Origin of the sequence: Burkholderia sp. AU33803, from assembly GCF_002223095.1 — a bacterium.
Taxonomy (GTDB): Bacteria; Pseudomonadota; Gammaproteobacteria; order Burkholderiales; family Burkholderiaceae; genus Burkholderia.
Genome location: NZ_NKFJ01000006.1, coordinates 508,338 through 525,390 on the forward strand (window position 1 = coordinate 508,338; position 17,053 = coordinate 525,390).

Genomic DNA, 17,053 nt, shown 5'->3' on the forward strand with positions numbered 1-17,053 from the left:
GATCATTTCAGACGCGGTAGGAATCCCCCGTCTTCAGGCGGGGGAGGATGTCAATCGAGTCGAGGCGATACCAAAGCCGTGTAGCGCCCCAGTTGCCGTTCACGGAGTCGCCATACTGGTGGCACGCGAGCTGCACGATGCGCCCATTCTCGAGCGAACCGACGACCGGCGCCGACAATGAAGGCGCGCTGCGCAGATTCGCCGTACCCGGTGCCTGTACACGCGCGCTGACGGGCGTGGATGGATCGCCGGAATCCGCGCTCCCGTAGTTGACCAGCCATGCCTGCGGGGAGACGCGCCGCTGATTGCGAACCGCGTATCCGGAATACGGCGAAGTGCCCTCGAAGAATTGCCAGCCGCCGATCGTCATGCCATTGACGGACACGTCGTTGCCATCCTTGCTCAGTGAAAAGTGAACATGCGGCCCCGTCGTTTGTCCGCCGCACGGCAGGCCGTTTCCGACGCTGCCGAGATATTCCCCCTGACGGACACGCGTACCGCTGTTCAGCGACGTCAGCCGGACCATGTGGTAATAAGTCGTCGCATAGCCATTGTCGTGAACCACTTTCACGATGGCGCTGCCGTCGCGCTCGCAGCTCTTGTAAAGATAGCCGTCTCGCGCCGCCAGCACGCGGCCGTTGCCGCCCGAGAAATCGAGGGAGTTATACGGCCTGCTTTGTCCGGACCAGCCGTGTGCACCGCCCGTCCAGTACCACCCGGCATTCGGTTCCCACGGCAACGCAAGGCCCGGTTGCGGCAATGCAGCCGACCGTGGTGCAAGCGATGCGCGTCTCGACGCCAGATTTTTCCGTTCGTCGGCCGCGAGCAGCGTGGGTGGCGCCGCATCGAGCAACGCTCCAAACTCGCTGCTGCCCTCCACACCCGAGATCCATCGGCCATTCATGTTGCGCGCAATGAACAGCTTCGTGACGGGATCGCCGGATTCGTCGTCGCGCAGGATTTGTGTCGCAGTGCCAAATACCAATCCGGAAACGTCGTCGGTTTTGATTGCCTCGACCAGGCTGTCGTCCGACCGGGCCGGCAGCTTCAACGTCCCACCCGATCGGGATTGAAGCGCCTGCCCGATCGAGCGTTGCAACGACGTCTCGATTGGCGCCGCATGCGCGATTTCGGCAAGGTTGGCCGCAATCAGCAGGATTCCAATGGTGTATTGAATCGAATTCGAGGCATGGCGATCTAATAAGTTGCGCATGGTTAAATGCACCAAGGAGAAAGTTTTAAAGAATTTAATGCCATTGCTGGCAAGCCTGCATCATTCGCTAGTCATTGCAATTAAAATGAAATATATCGGGATGCGTTTTCGAATTTAATGCGTCAGACGAAATTGTCGATGCGATAGTTTCAAAGTGATTTGGCCACTCGCGCGACGCCGCATCGCGGTGGGCCAACCGGAGCGATTCCAAGGTGCAATGCATCGCGAAATTGGGCGCGATCATCGGTCATTGCACGTTCACCGGTGATCCGGATGAAACGCCGTCCGATTGCGACGAGTATCCGTTTGCGTCGACCGAGCAGCCTGCAGCAAACCGTTGAGACACGGGCGACGAAAGCCATATCGTTGCCGCGGTTCGCAGGCATCCTTCGAACCACGGCATGACAACACCCATCACCATGAACGATCATGAAAACTTCCCTTTCTGGCTCGACCAGCCCTACAAGCTCTGCCGACGCGCCGTGCCGGGCGCGATGCAATCCGAGACGATTCCGGTCGAGGATGCGCTGACGCGCGTGACGGCGGCGGACGTTTTCGCGCCCGAGAATGTTCCGCCCGTTCCGCTTGCTGCGGTCGAAGGCTATGCGATGCGCGCATCCGATACCGCGCATGCCGCGCAGGGCGCACCGGTCGAGCTCGAATTCCAGTTCAGCCGGCGCGCGCTTGCCTCGCCGGCCGGCAGTCCGGCGGCTCGCGCAATCGGCGCGCAGTGTGCTGTCGATGTCCCACCGTATTTCCCGCTGCCGGAAAATGCCGATGCCGTCGTCCCGAAAAGCGACCTCGAGGTTTCGTACCGGGGCGCTCGATCGTTTCTGCTGCTGCATGCGCCGCTATCCGCCGGCCAGCATGTGATCGCACCGGGCAGCGAATTTCGGCAAGGCAGCCTGCTCTTGCCCAGGGGCAGCCGGATAACGGCCGAACGGCAGATCGCGCTGACGGCCGCAGGCGTACGCGACATCGAGGTGACGAAACGGCCGCGCATCGGCGTGGTGATCGTCGGGTATGAGCAGTGCGCACCCCGCACCGTTCGCGAGCGCTGGCAGCGGCCCGACACGAGCGGACCGTACATCCGGGCGGTACTGCAGCGCTGGGGATACGAGGTGGGTTCGGTCGAGTACATCGAGCCGCCGGACATGGCACGGCCGCCGCTTGAGGTGCAGCAGAACGAATACGCGTTCAAGAAGAAACTGGCCGAGCTCGCGCAGCGTTACGACCTGATCGTCGGTGCCGGGCTGCCTGCCGTGCCGCTCTTTCGGAATCTGGGGCTGAATATGCCGTTGGTGTATGCCTACGACGAAACGACTGTCGACATCAAGCAAACGTCAGCCGATCGCTTCAACTTCGGACGCAGCGACAATCGCTCGCCGCCGAAGAAAACCATGCTGACGCTCACGCGCCCGGACGGCACGCAAGGCGGGACGACGCTCCTGACCAGCTACGATCAGGCCACGCTGATCAACCTGCCGGGCCACACGAGCGCAGTGGCGATGCTGATGCACGCGATCATGCCGCGTGTGCTCGATTCACTCGAGCACGCGTCAACACCGGGGCCTCATTGGGAGTCCGGGATCGTCGACCACGGCGTCGAGCGCGATGCCCGACTGAACGCGATGCGATGGGGCAATCTGCATCGCGGGGTCGACGGAAAGCCTGTCGTCCGCCTGTTGCCGTCCGAAGCCGACGGGCTGGTCGGCGGCGTCGTTCGTGCCGATGTGCTCGTCGCGATCCCCGCCGGGGAGTTTCCCCTGGCAGCAGGGTCGTCCGTGCTGTTCCTGCGTCTCGACCGCGACCTCGCCAGTGAACCGCCGCGCCCCGTGGCGGAGGCAGCCGTCGAGGCGGCCACACCGTCACCGGTGGTCGACGCCCGCGTGACGACCCGCGATATCGACGACGCGCGCAGCATCGATCTTCGCGAAACATGGCGGCAGCTCGAAGCGGCCTTCGTCGCCGACGCGTCACGTCTGCCGGGTGGCCTCAACGGGCCGGCGTCCGACGACGAGATCGCAGCCTTGCAGACTGCGCTGGGAACGCAACTGCCTGACGCATTCGTCGACAGCCTGCGCATTCACGATGGCCAGGCCGATTCAGGGAATGAATTTTCCGGAAGTGATGCGCTGCTGAGCGCGCACGAGATCCTCGCGCAATGGCGTATCTGGAAAGGTCTCGTCGATGGAGGCGATTTCGACGGTATGGAATCGGAGCCGGATCCGGGCATCAGGGACGACTGGTACAACCTGAAGTGGATTCCGTTCACGCATGACGGCAGCGGCAATCATCTGTGTATCGACCTCGATCCCGCGGAAGACGGTTTCTCGGGACAAGTGATTCGGGTCTGGCACGATGACGCGCGACGCGAGCGCATAGCGGGGGGCTTTTCGGAGTGGCTTGCCCGCATCGCCGACGAGGGACGATCAGGTTGAGCACGCGCCGAGCATGATAGCGGCGGGGTGTTGGCCGCTACGTTGATGAGCGTGCACCAAGGGCAATGCCGGTGGACCCTTGGACAAGCGCTTGGCTGCGCGGGACGGACAGGCGTTTCGTGCGCTACCGTGTCAAGCAGTACAAGACGTCGGGACACCCCTCCTCGTTTCGGCTTCCGTCGCTGTATGCAATCGCAACGAACCCGTGCCGCTCATAAAACGCAGCAGCATCGTGATTCATCTGGAACGTGTAGAGCTGGAGCCTGCCAACCGTCTGCGACTTCACCGATTCCAGGAGTGAAGAACCCATTCCTTGTCGCTTGAATTCGGGGCACACATACAACTGGTCAAGCCACACCACGCCGTCAGTGACAACGTGCGCGGCCATGCCGACGATGCGGTTGTCGTTCACGGCAACGGTAACGTTGCCGGACGGAACTAGCAGGTTGGCCACCCAATCGCGGACAGCGGCTTCAGAGTGTGCGAGCGGCGCATAGGATGCCAGCGTGTTGCGCGACCGTAGATAGACGTCAGCCACCTCTGCGGCATCAGCTGCAATCGCTCGACGCAAGATCAAGGGCATGAATCTCCCGCTCCGAAATCGTCAAAAGGTGCACAACGATAGCAGTGTGGAATCGAGCTTCCAATATCGCGCAGCATGCTGTTGAAACTGGCGAAATCGGAAGTTTTGTTCGGTCGCGAGCGGGGATGCCGGCGACGGCCATGTGTGGCAACATCGCGGTGATTTCCACATTCCATCCGGGTGCCGGCAGACCCATCTATCCGAGGGGGAGTCATGTTTGACCATGTCAAATTCGGCGTGACCGACTATGCAGCGAGCAAGGCGTTTTTCCTGAGCGCACTCGAGCCGCTTGGCGTTGTGGTGCAGGGCGAGGGCGAGCCGTCGTACGGCATCGAGATCTCTCCGCCGGGCAAGCCTTCGTTGTGCCTGTTCCAGACGACGGAGAAACCGGCCCATCTTCACATCGCGTTCGTGGCCGACAACCGGCAGCAAGTCGACGCGTTCTATCGCGCGGCGCTGGCTGCCGGCGGGAAGGACCATGGCGCGCCGGGGCTGCGGCCGCACTATCACGCGAATTACTACGCGGCGTTCGTCATCGGGCCGGATGGACACAATATCGAGGTGGTGTGCCATCAGGCGCAGGGGTGAGCTGCGCAAGCGTGTGGGACGCGGCGATCAATGGAGCGTCCCACCTCACGCATTGAAGGCCCCCGCGCTATCTCGCGAACCGCCCCGACGGGCGCCATTTCGGTAGATCGCCGGCCGCAACCGCTCATTCGACAGAACCGGCCGGATCATCGACAATTCGCGCCTATCAAAACATGAGAGAAGAGGGCAGGCGCATGCGCGGGTTCCGTAAAACGCTTGGGGTGATCCTGGGCCTTACCGTCGTTGGCGTCACCGGCGTTCAGGCCGCTTCCAGCGAACTCGCCTTCCCCCGTTTCGCCCAGGCGGAGGGTCGAACGGACACCGACGGCCTCCCGCTGTCCGGCGTGAAACTCTGCGTGCTTCCCGACCGTGCGCCATGCTTCCAGATGCCACCCGCGCCGCTTCCGAATTCGCCGAAAGAGCTTTACCAGTTCGGGCTGACACCAAGGTCCGAGCGGCTGCCGCTTGCGTCGGGCGGCTCGTGGGTGTTCTTCTCGGGAATGTTCTCGGGCGGCGGCAGCGGGATGCTGGAGCGCGTGGCGATCCTGCGTTACGGCGCGAACGGCAAGATCGAGAACCTGATGCCGGAAGTCACGCAGACCGAGCTGGCCGACCGCGCGATGTGGAAGGTGCCGGACGTGTCGCCTTATCCGGTGTTCGTTCGCGCCGATTATGTGTCGGGCAAGGACGAGAGTCATTTCGAGGCGCACCTGTTCGACGTCGATGCGTGGGTGTTCGATCCCGCTGCCAACCAGTACAAGAAGCGGTTTTCCTACCGGACGACCAAACGCTATGACCGCGGCGAGGGCTCGGACCATGTGCTGAGCGCCGAGCGTGCGGAAATCCTGCGGCGCCTCGCGGCCGGCAAGTAGCCCGGGGCCGGTGGCGCACCGGGAAGCCGTCGAGACGCACGACGGGTTTCGGCGGCCCGTTCAACACAGGCGTGGCACGTGGAACCCTACCGCTGCGCGTCCCCGTAAGTCTCCCTGCAAACCTCGCGCAACGCGTCGACGAGCAGATCCCGCGCCGGCGAGCGCGACTCGGCGGCTCGGGTAAACAGCGCGATGGGCGGGAGCGTCCACACCAGCGAGTAAGGCACGATCGCCACCCCGGCGATCCGCACCAGTTCTTCCGCGATATCGGCGGGCACGATCGAGACGGCCTCGTCGCTCGACGCGATCATCTCGCCGATCAGCTTGGATGAATAACTCTCGACGATCGGAACGGGCGGCGCGATGCCGGCCGACAGGAACAGGTCGGTGACCTGTTCGCGCATCGGCGTATGCGGCGCGCCGAGAATCCAGTCGAGCGCGTGCAGCTTGTGCCAGTCGAGCGCGGTGCGGGCCAGTTTCGCGGCAAGCCGCCGGCTCGCGATCATGCGCGGCTGCTGCTGGTACAGCACTTCGAAGGAGACCTGCCCCAGGTCGATCGCCGACGACGCCCGCCCGATCACGATGTCGACGCTGTGATCCCTGAGCTGCAGCAGCAACTGATCGCTGGTGCCTTCGTGAATCGTCACGGTCAGGCGCCGCTCCATGCGCGCTTGCAGCCGCTTGAGCGCCGCCGACAGCATCTGCCCGGAAATGAACGGAATCACGCCGATGTGCAGATGGGCCGCATGCCCGGCGGCAACGGCCTCCATCTCGCGGGCGAGGTGGTCGAGATCCTTGATCATCGCCTTCGCCCGCTCGAGCACGACCGCGCCGAGCGCGGTGGGCCGCATGCCGCGCGACGAGCGCTCGAACAGCGGCGTGCCGAACATGCTCTCCAGCTCGGACAGCGCATTGGTCACGGCCGGCTGGCTGCTGGCCATGTGCTCCGCGACGCGCGTCAGCGACCCGTGCTGCTGGATCTGCAGCAACAGCACCAGGTGCCGCATCTTCAGGCGGGCGCCGAGCCGCCTGACCACGTCGTTCGCGTCAAAATTCATTGACTGGTCATGCATCCATCATGAAAAAGTGATGGACCGATATTAAAACAGAATCAACACCTTATGGCAGATCCCTAGAATCCCCTTCATGGATCGCGCCGGGACTGGCCTGGCGCCCGAGCCCGGATCGAAAAACATGAAACAGACTGAGACGCAGCAGCAGGCAGCATTCGACTATCACGAATTTCCGACCCCGGGAAAGATCTCGGTCGTCGCCAGCAAGCCGCTCGTGACCCAGCGCGATCTCGCGCTGGCGTACACGCCGGGCGTGGCGGGCGTGTGCGAGGCCATCGCCGCCGATCCGCTGCAGGCGCACCGGTTCACGAGCCGCGGCAACCTGGTGGGCGTGATCACGAACGGCACGGCCGTGCTGGGCCTGGGCAACATCGGCCCGCTCGCGTCGAAGCCGGTCATGGAAGGCAAGGCCGTGCTGTTCAAGAAGTTCGCGGGGATCGACGTCTTCGACATCGAGATCAACGAAACCGACCCGGACAAGCTGGTCGACATCATCGCCGGCCTCGAGCCGACCTTCGGCGGCATCAACCTCGAGGACATCAAGGCGCCCGAGTGCTTCACGGTCGAGCAGAAGCTGCGTGACCGCATGAAGATTCCCGTCTTCCATGACGACCAGCACGGCACCGCCATCACCGTCTCCGCCGCGTTCATCAACGGGTTGAAGGTGGTCGGGAAGTCCATCAAGGAGGTGAAGGTCGTGACGTCGGGAGCCGGCGCCGCGGCGCTCGCCTGCCTGGACCTGCTGGTCGACCTCGGGCTGCCGGTCGAAAACGTGTGGGTGACCGACATCGAGGGCGTCGTCTATCGCGGCCGCACCACGCTGATGGACCCGGCGAAGTCGCGCTTCGCGCAGGAAACCGATGCGCGCAAGCTGGCCGACGTGATCGGCGGCGCGGACGTGTTCCTGGGCCTGTCGGTCGGCGGCATCCTGACCGCCGACATGCTGAAGGCGATGGCGCCGCGCCCGCTGATCCTCGCGCTGGCCAACCCCACGCCGGAAATCTTCCCGGAACTGGCGCATGCGACGCGCGACGACGTCGTCATCGCGACGGGCCGCTCGGATTACCCGAACCAGGTCAACAACGTCCTGTGCTTCCCGTACATCTTCCGCGGCGCGCTGGACGTGGGCGCGACGACGATCACCCGCGAAATGGAGATCGCCGCGGTTCACGCGATCGCGGGGCTGGCCGAGGAAGAGCAGAACGAAGTCGTCGCGGCGGCCTACGGCGCGTACGACGTGGCGTTCGGCGCGCAATACCTGATTCCGAAGCCGTTCGACCCGCGCCTGATCGTGCGGATCGCGCCGGCCGTGGCCAAGGCGGCGATGGATGGCGGCGTGGCGAAGCGCCCGCTGACCGATCTCGACGCGTACGTCGAGCAGCTGCAGCAATTCGTCTACCACTCCGGCGCGTTCATGAAGCCGCTGTTCGCGACGGCGCGCCGGCTGGTGCGCGACGGCGGCAAGGCGCGGATCGTCTTTACCGAAGGCGAGGACGAGCGGGTGCTGCGCGCGGTGCAGGTGATCGTCGACGAGAAGCTGGCGCGGCCGATCCTGGTCGGGCGTCCCGAGGTGCTGCTCGCGCGCATCGAGCGGTTCGGCCTGCGGATCCGGCTCGGTCAGGATGTCGAAGTAACCAATCCGGAATATGACGAGCGCTTCCCGCAGTACTGGACGAAGTACTGGGAGCTGCGCTGCCGGGACGGCATCTCGAAGGAGATGGCACGGGTCGAGATGCGCCGCCGCCTGACGCTGATCGGCGCGATGATGGTGCGGCTCGGCGATGCGGACGGGATGATCTGCGGGACGGTGGGCGAGTATCACAACCACCTGCGGTTCGTCGACGAGGTGATCGGCAAGAAGCCGGGGGCGTCGACCTATGCGGCGATGAACATCCTGTTGCTCGACCAGCGGACGGTCGCGCTGGTGGATACGCACGTCAACGACAATCCCGACGCGGAGCAGATCGCGGAATTCACGATCGCCGCGGCGCGCCAGATGGAATGGCTGAACCTGACGCCGAAAGCGGCGTTGCTGTCGCGGTCGAACTTCGGGTCGGGGAGCGCGGCGTCGGGCGTGAAGATGCGCCGGGCGCTGGAGATCGTCCGCGAGCAGGCGCCGGATATCGAGGCGGACGGCGAGATGCATGGCGACTGCGCGCTGGATGAAGGGCTGCGGGCGAAGCTGCTGCCGATGTCGCCGTTGAAGGGGGCGGCCAACCTGCTGGTTTGCCCGAACGTCGACGCCGGTAACATCGCGTACAACCTGCTGAAGACTGAAGCGGGCAGCAACGTGGCGGTGGGGCCGTTCCTGCTCGGTGTGAATGCGCCGGTGAACATCCTGACGTCTAGCGCGACCGTGCGGCGGATCGTGAACATGGCTGCGTTGACGGTGATCGAGGCCAACCGGAATGTGGCCGATTGATTGATGTTGGCGGGGCGGCTGTGGCCGCCCCGCGCGTTCACATATCGATACGCAGTACGTGATGCGGCCCGGAGCGGGTACGGACCAAGCGTTCGTCGTCGGCAAACCCGACGAACAACTGCAAGTACCGTGAGGCTGCCCGTTGTCGAAACAATCGCCCGGATTGAATGCCGCGCGACGGCGTGCACCCCAAACCACGCATCACCTTCCCCGTCGGCGGGCACGTCACCTCCCCCATGTGATGACCAAACCGCAAGACCTAGTGCATAGATATCGTTTGCCGCGGCCTTAATGACTATCGACAATCGTGGCTCGATTTCACCGCCGTGGCGCCAGAAGCGCCGCGGTGGCCGGTATCGGGCGGCTATCCCGGCCGTCCGCGCCATCCAGCCCACGACGACATGTACGCGTTCACTCCCTCATTCCAGAATCCCGCCGGCTCGCCGATCCGCGAACTGTTCAAGTACCTGTCCGAACCGGGCATGATTTCCTTCGCGGGCGGCTATCCGGCCAGCGACCTGTTCGACGTCGACGGCCTGAACGCGGCCGCCGAGCGCGCGTACGCGCAGCCCGTGCGCTGCCTGCAATACGGCCCGACCGACGGCCTCGCCGAACTGAAGCAGCAATTGATCGCACTGATGGGGCGGCGCGGCGTGACGTGCACGGCGGCCGAGCTGCTCGTCACGACCGGTTCGCAGCAAGGCCTCGACCTGCTGCTGCGCGTGATGGTGTCGCCCGGCGACGTCGTGCTGACCGAGCAACCGGCTTACCCGGCGACGCTGCAGGCGATGCGTCTGCAGCAGGCGCGCATCGTGACGATTCCGGTCGACGGCGCGGGCCTCGACGTCGATCGTCTCGGCGAACAGCTCGCGTCCGGCGCGATCGCGCAGCCGAAACTGCTCTACACGGTCCCGACCTTCGCGAACCCGACGGGCGCGACGCTCACGCGCGAGCGCCGGCTGAAGCTGCTGCGTCTCGCGGTGCAATACCGTTTCCTGATCGTCGAGGACGATCCGTACGGCGACCTGCGTTTCGCGGGCGAAGCCGTGCCGTCGATGCTGGCACTCGCCGACGAAGTGGACGGCGCGCGCGACTGGATCGTGCATTTCGCGAGCCTGTCGAAGATCGTCGCGCCCGGGCTGCGCGTGGGCTGGACGATCGCGCCGGCCGAGATCGCGCGGCGCTGCGTGATCGCGAAGCAGACGGTCGATCTGTGCAGCACGCCGTGGACCCAGGCGGCCGCCGCCGAGTATCTGGCCGACGGTGCGCTCGAACGCCATCTGCCGCGCATCACGGCCGCGTACCAGCGCAAATGCGACGCGATGTGCGACGCGCTGCGCGACGGCCTGGGCGATGCGATCGAATTCCATCGTCCCGAAGGCGGGATGTTCGTGTGGGCGCGGATCGGCGCGGTGTCGTCGGACGTGCTGCTGCAACAGGCGATCGCGAACAAGGTCGTGTTCGTGCCGGGCAAGGCGTTCTTCGCGGACAACGTCGACGCGGCGTCGCTGCGCCTGTCGTTCGCCGCGCCGGACGTCGACGCGATCCGGGAAGGCGTGGCGCGCCTCGTGCGCGCGTATGGTGCGGCGCTCGCCGCGTGAGGAGACATCAACGTGAACATCACCGTCAACGACACCGTATCGATGAGCATCGCGCCGGGCGCGGGCGATAACCGGCCGGTCGCACACCGGTCGTCGCAGATCAGCGCCGGGCCGCAGTATGTGGCCGACGTGCTCGGCCGCTTCGGCGCGGAGCCGGCGGCCGACCTCGGCGACGCGGCACCGGTCGTACTCGGCTACAACTGAGCCGCCCGGCGGCGGCCGGCGCGCCACACGCGTGCCGTCGCCGCAGCAAACGGTTAAGCTGGCGCGATCGCCACCCGCCCGATCGCCGCTTCGTCATGCCTGATGCCACTTCCGAATCACTCGCGCAAACCTACGAGCGCCTGTGGTCGTGCCTCGAATCCGGCGTGAGCGCGCAACGCTCGCCGTTCACGATGCTGCAGGCCGCGACGCTCGGCATCGACGGCGCGCCGAAGGTGCGCACGATCGTGTTGCGTCAGGTGAGCCGCGCCGATCGCATGCTGTCGTTTCATAGCGATGCGCGTTCGGAGAAGGTCGCGGAGCTGCGCCGCGATCCGCGCATCGCGCTCATCGCCAGCGATCTCGACGCGCTCGTGCAGATTCGCTTGGAAGGTGCGGCATCGATCTGCGACGACGAAGCGCAACGGCGCGCGATCTGGCAAGCGAGCCGTCCGCATACGCTGCTGCTGTATCGCGCACCGTTGCCGCCGGGTACGCCGGTCGCGTCGCCGGAAGACGCGCATGTCCCGGCGAGCCAGGGTGCCGCATCGACCGATGACGGCTACGACAATTTCTGCCTGCTTCACGTGACCGTGACGCGTATCGACTGGCTCGAACTCGCGCGCGCCGGCCATCGCCGCGCGGTGTTCGACCTGCACGAACGCGGCTACGAAGGCCGCTGGGTCGCGCCCTGATCCTGCCGAAGCCCGCTCAAGGGCGCCCGTCCGACACGGCCTGCGTGGCCATCCATTCGCGCATCACGACGATCGCATCGTCGTCGCGCCGCTCGGCCGGATACACGAGATAGAACCCCACCGACAGCGGAAACGCGAAATCGAACGGCTTGCACAGCCGGCCCGCGGCGATGTCGCGCTCGACCAGCGGATCGGTGGCGAGCGCGATGCCCTGGCCGGCGACGGCCGCATCGATCGCAAGCGACGTCTGGTTGAATCGCAACCCCTTGTGCGGATCGATGTCGACGGGCTCGGGCATCGCGGCGAGGAACTCGGGCCACAGGTCGTGCGCGTCGTGCAGCAGCACGTGGCCCGCGAGCGCGCGCGGCGACGCGGGCGCGGCCAGCAGCGCGGGGCTGCACACCGCGCACACGTCGAGCGGGAACAGCGCATGCGTGGCGAGATGCTTGCCGAACGGCGGCTTGCCGTAGCGGATCGCGAGATCCACGCCGTCGTGGCGGAACGTCGCCATTTGCGGATCGGCGATCACGCGCACGTCGTAGTCGGGATGCGCGTCGGTGAACTGCGCGAGCCGCGGGATCAGCCATTTCGACGCGAACGACGGCGTCGTGCTGATCGTCAGCGCGGCGCGGCGCTTCACGAGCTTGTCGGTCGCGTCGGCGATCGCATGCAGCGCGCGCTGCACGTCGGAGAAATACGCGGCGCCGTCGTGCGTCAGCGCGAGGCCGCGCGGCAGGCGCTCGAACAGCTTCAGGCCGAGCACGTCCTCGAGGTGGCGCACCTGCTGCGCCACGGCGCCCTGCGTGACACCGATCTCGTCGGCGGCGGCGCGGAAATTGAGGTGCCGCGCGGACACTTCGAACGCGCGAAGCGCATTCAGCGGCGGCAGGCGGGAGGGGCGAGGCGGCATCGTCAGGCTGTAGAAAAACTATCGGCTGGAGGCAGAAATACTGGTTCGACAGTCGTGATGGATGCGCCTACATTACCACCATGGCGGGCCGAACGGCGGCTGCGCGGCGGCAGGATTCGAACGAGGAGTACATCGTGACTGTAGAAAAAGTAGCGTTGATCACGGCGGCAGGCAAGGGCATGGGCGCGGCGATCGCGCGTGAGCTGGCGGCGACGGGCTATCGCGTCGCGCTGATGTCGCCGTCGGGCAGCGCGGTGGCGCTCGGCGAGGAACTGGGCGGCTTCGGCATCCAGGGCTCGGTGACGGAAGAAGCCGACATCGACCTGCTCGTGCAGGAAACGGTGGCGCGCTACGGTCGCATCGATGCGGTCGTGAACAACACCGGGCACCCGCCGAAGGGCGATCTGCTGGCGATCACCGACGACAACTGGCACGCGGGGCTCGACCTGATCCTGCTGAACGTGGTGCGCGTGATGCGCCGCGTGACGCCGATCTTCCAGAAGCAGGGCGGCGGCGCGGTGGTCAACATCTCGAGTTTCGCGGCGGATGCGCCCGAGCAGCCGATGCCGGTTTCGTCGGCGCTGCGCGCAGCGCTGAGCGCGTGGACGCGGCTTTACGCGGAACGCTATGCGGCCGAGAACATCCGGATGAACGCGGTGCTGCCGGGCTTCATCGACAGCTGGCCGGAAACGCCGGAGATCGTCGCGCGCATTCCGGCCGGCCGCTTCGGCAAGACCGGCGAGATCGCGAAGACGGTCGCGTTCCTGCTGTCGGACGGCGCGGGCTACATCACCGGCCAGAACATTCGCGTCGACGGCGCGATCGTCAAGGCGCTTTGAGCGGCGGGCGGGCGGCTGCAGAGGCCGGCCCGCTCGCCGCCCAGCCGCTACAAACGCGTACAAATCAGACAAATACGGGATACATCAGACCTTTCAAATGGGCGACGCCGCGTGACGCGGGCGCGCCGGATTGAAAGCGAAGGCGCGCTTCCCGCGCGCGGCATGTTCACTTTCCACTTCACGAAAGGAGATGCCGAACGATGTCTTCCACACCGTTTTCCCCGATGCGTCGCCACCTGCTGGCCACCTCCGTGGCCGCCGGGGTCTCGGCGATGCTGCCCACCGCGCTGCATGCGGCGACCGGCGCGACCGGCGCGACCGGCATACGCCCGTTCACCGCACACATTCCCGATGACGCCGTGGCCGACCTGCGTCGCCGCATTGCTGCGACGCGCTGGCCGGGCCGCGAGACCGTCGCCGACGAATCGCAAGGCGTGCGCCTCGCGCGCATGCAGGCGTTGCTGCGTTACTGGGGCACCGACTACGACTGGCGCAAGGGCGAGGCGCGCCTGAACGGTTTCCCGATGTTCATCACGGAAATCGACGGGCTCGACATTCATTTCATTCACGTGCGCTCGCGGCACGAGAACGCGATGCCGATGATCATGACGCACGGCTGGCCGGGCTCGATCTTCGAGTTGCTGAAGGCGATCGGCCCGCTGACCGATCCGACCGCGCACGGCGCGAGCGCGGACGATGCGTTTCACGTCGTCGTGCCGTCGTTGCCGGGCTTCGGCTTCTCGGGCCGTCCGACGCAGACCGGCTGGGGTTCCGACCACATCGCGCGCGCATGGGGCGAACTGATGGCGCGGCTGGGCTATACGCGCTTCGTGTCGCAGGGCGGCGATTGCGGCTCGGTGATCTCGCACCGGATGGCGATGCAGCGCGTGCAGGGCCTCGCCGGGATTCACGTGAACATGCCGGCGACGGTGCCGCCGGATATCGCGACGCTGCTCGCGACCGATGCGCCCGCGCCGGCTTCGCTGTCGCCGAAGGAGAAGGCCGCGTACGAGAAGCTCGCGACGTTCTATCGCGACAACTGCGGCTACTCGGCGATGATGGTCACGCGCCCGCAGACGGTCGGCTATGCGCTCGCCGATTCGCCTGCGGGGCAGGCGGCGTGGATGGTCGACAAGATCTCGCAGTGGACGTACAGCGGCGGCGTGCCCGAACGCTCGATTCCGCGCGACGAGATTCTCGACGACATTTCGTTGTACTGGCTGACGAACACAGCGACGTCCGCCGCGCAGATCTACTGGGAGGATCACTCGAACAACTTCAACGCGGTGGACATCTCGCTGCCGGCCGCGATCACGGTGTTTCCGGGCGAGATCTACCAGGCGCCGCGCAGCTGGGCCGAGCGCAGTTATCACAACCTGATCTACTTCAACGAAGTCGACAAGGGCGGGCATTTCGCGGCATGGGAGGAGCCGGAACTGTTTGCGCGTGAAGTGCGTGCCGGGTTCCGGCCGTTGCGGCGCGTGTAAGCGGGGACCGTATGGCGAACGCGGGCCGGCGCGGTCATGCGGCCTGCGTTTGTTTCTGTTTTGCGGTTCAGCACGCCCACGCGGATGGCAACCTCGGCTGCCTGAGATTCGACGTGTCGTGCCTACCTGCAGTGACGAGGGTGCGCCGAACAACTCAATCGGCGCACCACCGACGCGTGGCTCAGGTCACTTCTTGAACGAATCCTGCGGGACCGGAACCGGGCTCCAGATCTCCGCATCCGACGCGTTGGCCGCGTACGTCCAGATGTACGTGCCCTTCGCGACGTTTCTCCATTGGAGATCGAAGACCAGTTGCGAATTGCTCACGTTTTCGATGTAGCCCGATTGCGCGTCGTCCGACTGCGGGTCGAATTGCCATTGCTGAGAGGCCGACGCGTTGTTTTTCTTGTAGGTGTTCAGGGTAAGGTACTGCTCGGCGGATACCGTTCCGCAGTCGATGGCGAGCGTGGGGTCGCTGTGCAGCGTGATTGCGCCATCCGGTTGGAAGTCCCACTCGGTATACAGGTTGTCCGTACTGGTGGGAAGGAGCACCAACCGGTTGCCTTTGACGCGATCGGTGACGCCGATGAGCCAGCTGTTGTCGGCCGAGTAAAAGATTTTTGCCATTTTTCCCTCTGAGCGGTAATTGAATGAGTCGATAAATGAACGCTACTTTCCCGACAGCAGCCTCATGTGGAAATCATCCTTGCGCAGGACCCTCGATGTATCTGCATATAATCGACGAAAAATCGTCGGCGCTTGATTGGCAAGGTTTAATGATGGGCTTCTGCCTGGGATGAACATTAGGGCCGCCACAACGCTGAATCAATTACATGCAATTACACGAAGGCGCGCTACCGTGTCGGGAACGGCTCGACCTGCAACGCTGCTCTGATCAACCGACGGAACGTCACGAAGTGGATCGATGAAGCCGCCCTGGCGGGCATGCCGGAGGCCGAGCCAACGCGCGGGCGTCCGCGCCTGTCGAGCACCGCGCCGATCCAGGCGCTGGTGGGCATCAAGACCGTGTTGCGCCTGCCGCTGCGCGCGCTGCCAGGCTTGGCGCAAAGCCTGGGTCCGACTGCCGATTTGCGTCATCGCACACGATTGAATGACATAAAGATGAAAATCCATCCTTCCGGATCGAAACATTCCATCGTAATTATCTGATTTGAAAGCGATTTTGATAAAAATCAAAAATATATCGCGTGAATGATCGGGTAGTTTGAAACCCTCAATACAATGATTCGCGGCACCAAGGCAATTCGGCCCATTCGCAGTTTCGCCCGATGAAAAAATACGATCCGAGGTTTCGCGATGACGAATAATGACGTGCGCGAATCGCGCGCGCCCGGCAATGGCATGCGGCCGCTTGAAGGCAAAAGGGGCATCGTCGTCGGCCTGGCGAACGAGCAGAGTATCGCCTGGGGATGTGCGCGCGCTTTTCACGCAGCGGGGGCCGAGCTGGCCGTGACCTGGCAATCCGAGCGCGCGTTGCCGTACGTCGAGCCGCTGCTGGAGCAGCTGAAACCGGCGATCGCGATGCCGCTCGATGTCAGCCGGGCCGACCAGATGCGCGACGTGTTCGACACGATCGGCGAGCAGTGGGGCCGCCTCGATTTTCTGCTGCATGCCGTCGCCTATGCACCGAAGGCCGACCTGCACGGGCGGGTCGTCGACAGTTCGCCGGAAGGGTTCGCCCTCGCGATGGATACTTCCTGCCACTCGTTCATCAGGATGGCGAAACTTGCCGAGCCGTTGATGACGTCCGGCGGCAGCCTCCTGGCGATGACCTATATCGGCGCTGACCAGGTCATCGCCGAGTACGGCGTGATGGGGCCGGTCAAGGCGGCGCTGGAGGCCAGCGTTCGCTATCTGGCCGTCGAGCTGGGGCCGGCAGGCATCCGCGTGCATGCGGTGTCGCCCGGTGCGTTGCCCACGCGGGCGGCCTCCGGGCTGCCGAACTTCGATCACCTGCTCGACGACACCGCACGACGTGCGCCATTGCGCCGGCCGTTCGACACCGACGACGTCGGCGCGCTGTGCACCTTTCTTGCCAGCGATGCCGCACGCGCGATGACCGGCGGCGTTCACTACGTCGACGCGGGGATGCACGTGCTCGGCTGAC

At 65.0% G+C, this 17,053-nt stretch carries 15 protein-coding genes and 1 pseudogene; 11 read left to right on the forward strand and 5 right to left on the reverse strand.

The window, feature by feature from the left end; translation table 11 throughout:
- Window positions 1-7: 7 nt before the first annotated feature.
- On the reverse strand, window positions 8-1,213 hold the full coding sequence (locus CFB41_RS19535) for a M23 family metallopeptidase (RefSeq protein WP_089457577.1): 1,206 nt from the start codon (window positions 1,211-1,213) through the stop codon (window positions 8-10).
- Between the two features lie 401 nt (window positions 1,214-1,614).
- On the opposite strand from CFB41_RS19535, the gene CFB41_RS19540 reads away from it, so the two are divergent.
- Entirely contained in the window at window positions 1,615-3,654 is a 2,040-nt protein-coding gene (locus tag CFB41_RS19540; RefSeq protein WP_256941092.1) for an SMI1/KNR4 family protein, read from the forward strand.
- Between the two features lie 124 nt (window positions 3,655-3,778).
- Here the strand turns inward: CFB41_RS19540 and CFB41_RS19545 are convergent, their stop codons facing one another.
- Window positions 3,779-4,237 carry a GNAT family N-acetyltransferase gene (locus CFB41_RS19545; RefSeq protein WP_089457579.1) on the reverse strand — a complete coding sequence of 153 codons (459 nt, stop codon included), beginning with the start codon at window positions 4,235-4,237 and terminating at the stop codon, window positions 3,779-3,781.
- 213 nt (window positions 4,238-4,450) lie between these two features.
- Here CFB41_RS19545 and CFB41_RS19550 point away from each other — a divergent pair, with 213 nt between their 5' ends.
- Together CFB41_RS19550 and CFB41_RS19555 are read left to right on the forward strand one after the other, a co-directional pair.
- Window positions 4,451-4,825, forward strand: coding sequence for a VOC family protein (locus CFB41_RS19550; RefSeq protein ID WP_089457580.1), 375 nt, complete (start codon window positions 4,451-4,453; stop codon window positions 4,823-4,825).
- A gap of 356 nt (window positions 4,826-5,181) precedes the next feature.
- Window positions 5,182-5,697: a hypothetical protein gene (locus CFB41_RS19555; RefSeq protein ID WP_256941093.1), complete on the forward strand. Its 516-nt coding sequence runs from the start codon at window positions 5,182-5,184 to the stop codon at window positions 5,695-5,697.
- Window positions 5,698-5,783: 86 nt separating this feature from the next.
- Here CFB41_RS19555 and CFB41_RS19560 read toward each other — a convergent pair whose 3' ends face one another.
- Window positions 5,784-6,755 (reverse strand): LysR substrate-binding domain-containing protein, encoded by a 972-nt coding sequence (locus CFB41_RS19560; RefSeq protein ID WP_089457582.1) that lies wholly within the window; start codon window positions 6,753-6,755, stop codon window positions 5,784-5,786.
- Window positions 6,756-6,891: 136 nt separating this feature from the next.
- Here CFB41_RS19560 and CFB41_RS19565 point away from each other — a divergent pair, with 136 nt between their 5' ends.
- The 4 genes from CFB41_RS19565 (at window position 6,892) to CFB41_RS19580 (ending at window position 11,689) form a co-directional block, all read left to right on the forward strand.
- Window positions 6,892-9,192: an NADP-dependent malic enzyme gene (locus tag CFB41_RS19565; protein WP_089457583.1), complete on the forward strand. Its 2,301-nt coding sequence runs from the start codon at window positions 6,892-6,894 to the stop codon at window positions 9,190-9,192.
- A 401-nt stretch (window positions 9,193-9,593) separates the two neighbouring features.
- The gene (locus CFB41_RS19570) at window positions 9,594-10,793 is read left to right on the forward strand and encodes a PLP-dependent aminotransferase family protein (RefSeq protein ID WP_089443293.1); all 1,200 of its coding nucleotides are present in this window, start codon (window positions 9,594-9,596) and stop codon (window positions 10,791-10,793) included.
- A 12-nt stretch (window positions 10,794-10,805) separates the two neighbouring features.
- Window positions 10,806-10,997: a hypothetical protein gene (locus CFB41_RS19575; protein WP_089443292.1), complete on the forward strand. Its 192-nt coding sequence runs from the start codon at window positions 10,806-10,808 to the stop codon at window positions 10,995-10,997.
- 95 nt (window positions 10,998-11,092) lie between these two features.
- Window positions 11,093-11,689 carry a pyridoxamine 5'-phosphate oxidase family protein gene (locus tag CFB41_RS19580; protein ID WP_089457584.1) on the forward strand — a complete coding sequence of 199 codons (597 nt, stop codon included), beginning with the start codon at window positions 11,093-11,095 and terminating at the stop codon, window positions 11,687-11,689.
- Between the two features lie 16 nt (window positions 11,690-11,705).
- On the opposite strand, the gene gcvA is transcribed toward CFB41_RS19580, so the two are convergent.
- Complete coding sequence (gene gcvA, locus CFB41_RS19585) at window positions 11,706-12,599, reverse strand: transcriptional regulator GcvA (protein WP_089457585.1); 894 nt, start codon at window positions 12,597-12,599, stop codon at window positions 11,706-11,708.
- A 134-nt stretch (window positions 12,600-12,733) separates the two neighbouring features.
- Between gcvA and CFB41_RS19590 the strand changes: the two genes are divergently transcribed.
- Together CFB41_RS19590 and CFB41_RS19595 are read left to right on the forward strand one after the other, a co-directional pair.
- Entirely contained in the window at window positions 12,734-13,438 is a 705-nt protein-coding gene (locus CFB41_RS19590) for an SDR family oxidoreductase (protein ID WP_089458926.1), read from the forward strand.
- A 200-nt stretch (window positions 13,439-13,638) separates the two neighbouring features.
- Window positions 13,639-14,925 (forward strand): epoxide hydrolase family protein, encoded by a 1,287-nt coding sequence (locus CFB41_RS19595; protein ID WP_089457586.1) that lies wholly within the window; start codon window positions 13,639-13,641, stop codon window positions 14,923-14,925.
- 186 nt (window positions 14,926-15,111) lie between these two features.
- Here the strand turns inward: CFB41_RS19595 and CFB41_RS19600 are convergent, their stop codons facing one another.
- Window positions 15,112-15,552 (reverse strand): RICIN domain-containing protein, encoded by a 441-nt coding sequence (locus CFB41_RS19600; protein ID WP_089443289.1) that lies wholly within the window; start codon window positions 15,550-15,552, stop codon window positions 15,112-15,114.
- Between the two features lie 201 nt (window positions 15,553-15,753).
- On the opposite strand from CFB41_RS19600, the pseudogene CFB41_RS19605 reads away from it, so the two are divergent.
- Both CFB41_RS19605 and fabI read left to right on the forward strand, forming a co-directional pair.
- Window positions 15,754-15,999 (forward strand): annotated as a pseudogene (locus tag CFB41_RS19605) (transposase); the annotation flags it as partial.
- Between the two features lie 243 nt (window positions 16,000-16,242).
- Window positions 16,243-17,052 carry an enoyl-ACP reductase FabI gene (fabI, locus tag CFB41_RS19610; protein ID WP_373558626.1) on the forward strand — a complete coding sequence of 270 codons (810 nt, stop codon included), beginning with the start codon at window positions 16,243-16,245 and terminating at the stop codon, window positions 17,050-17,052.
- The last annotated feature ends 1 nt before the right edge of the window (window position 17,053 follow it).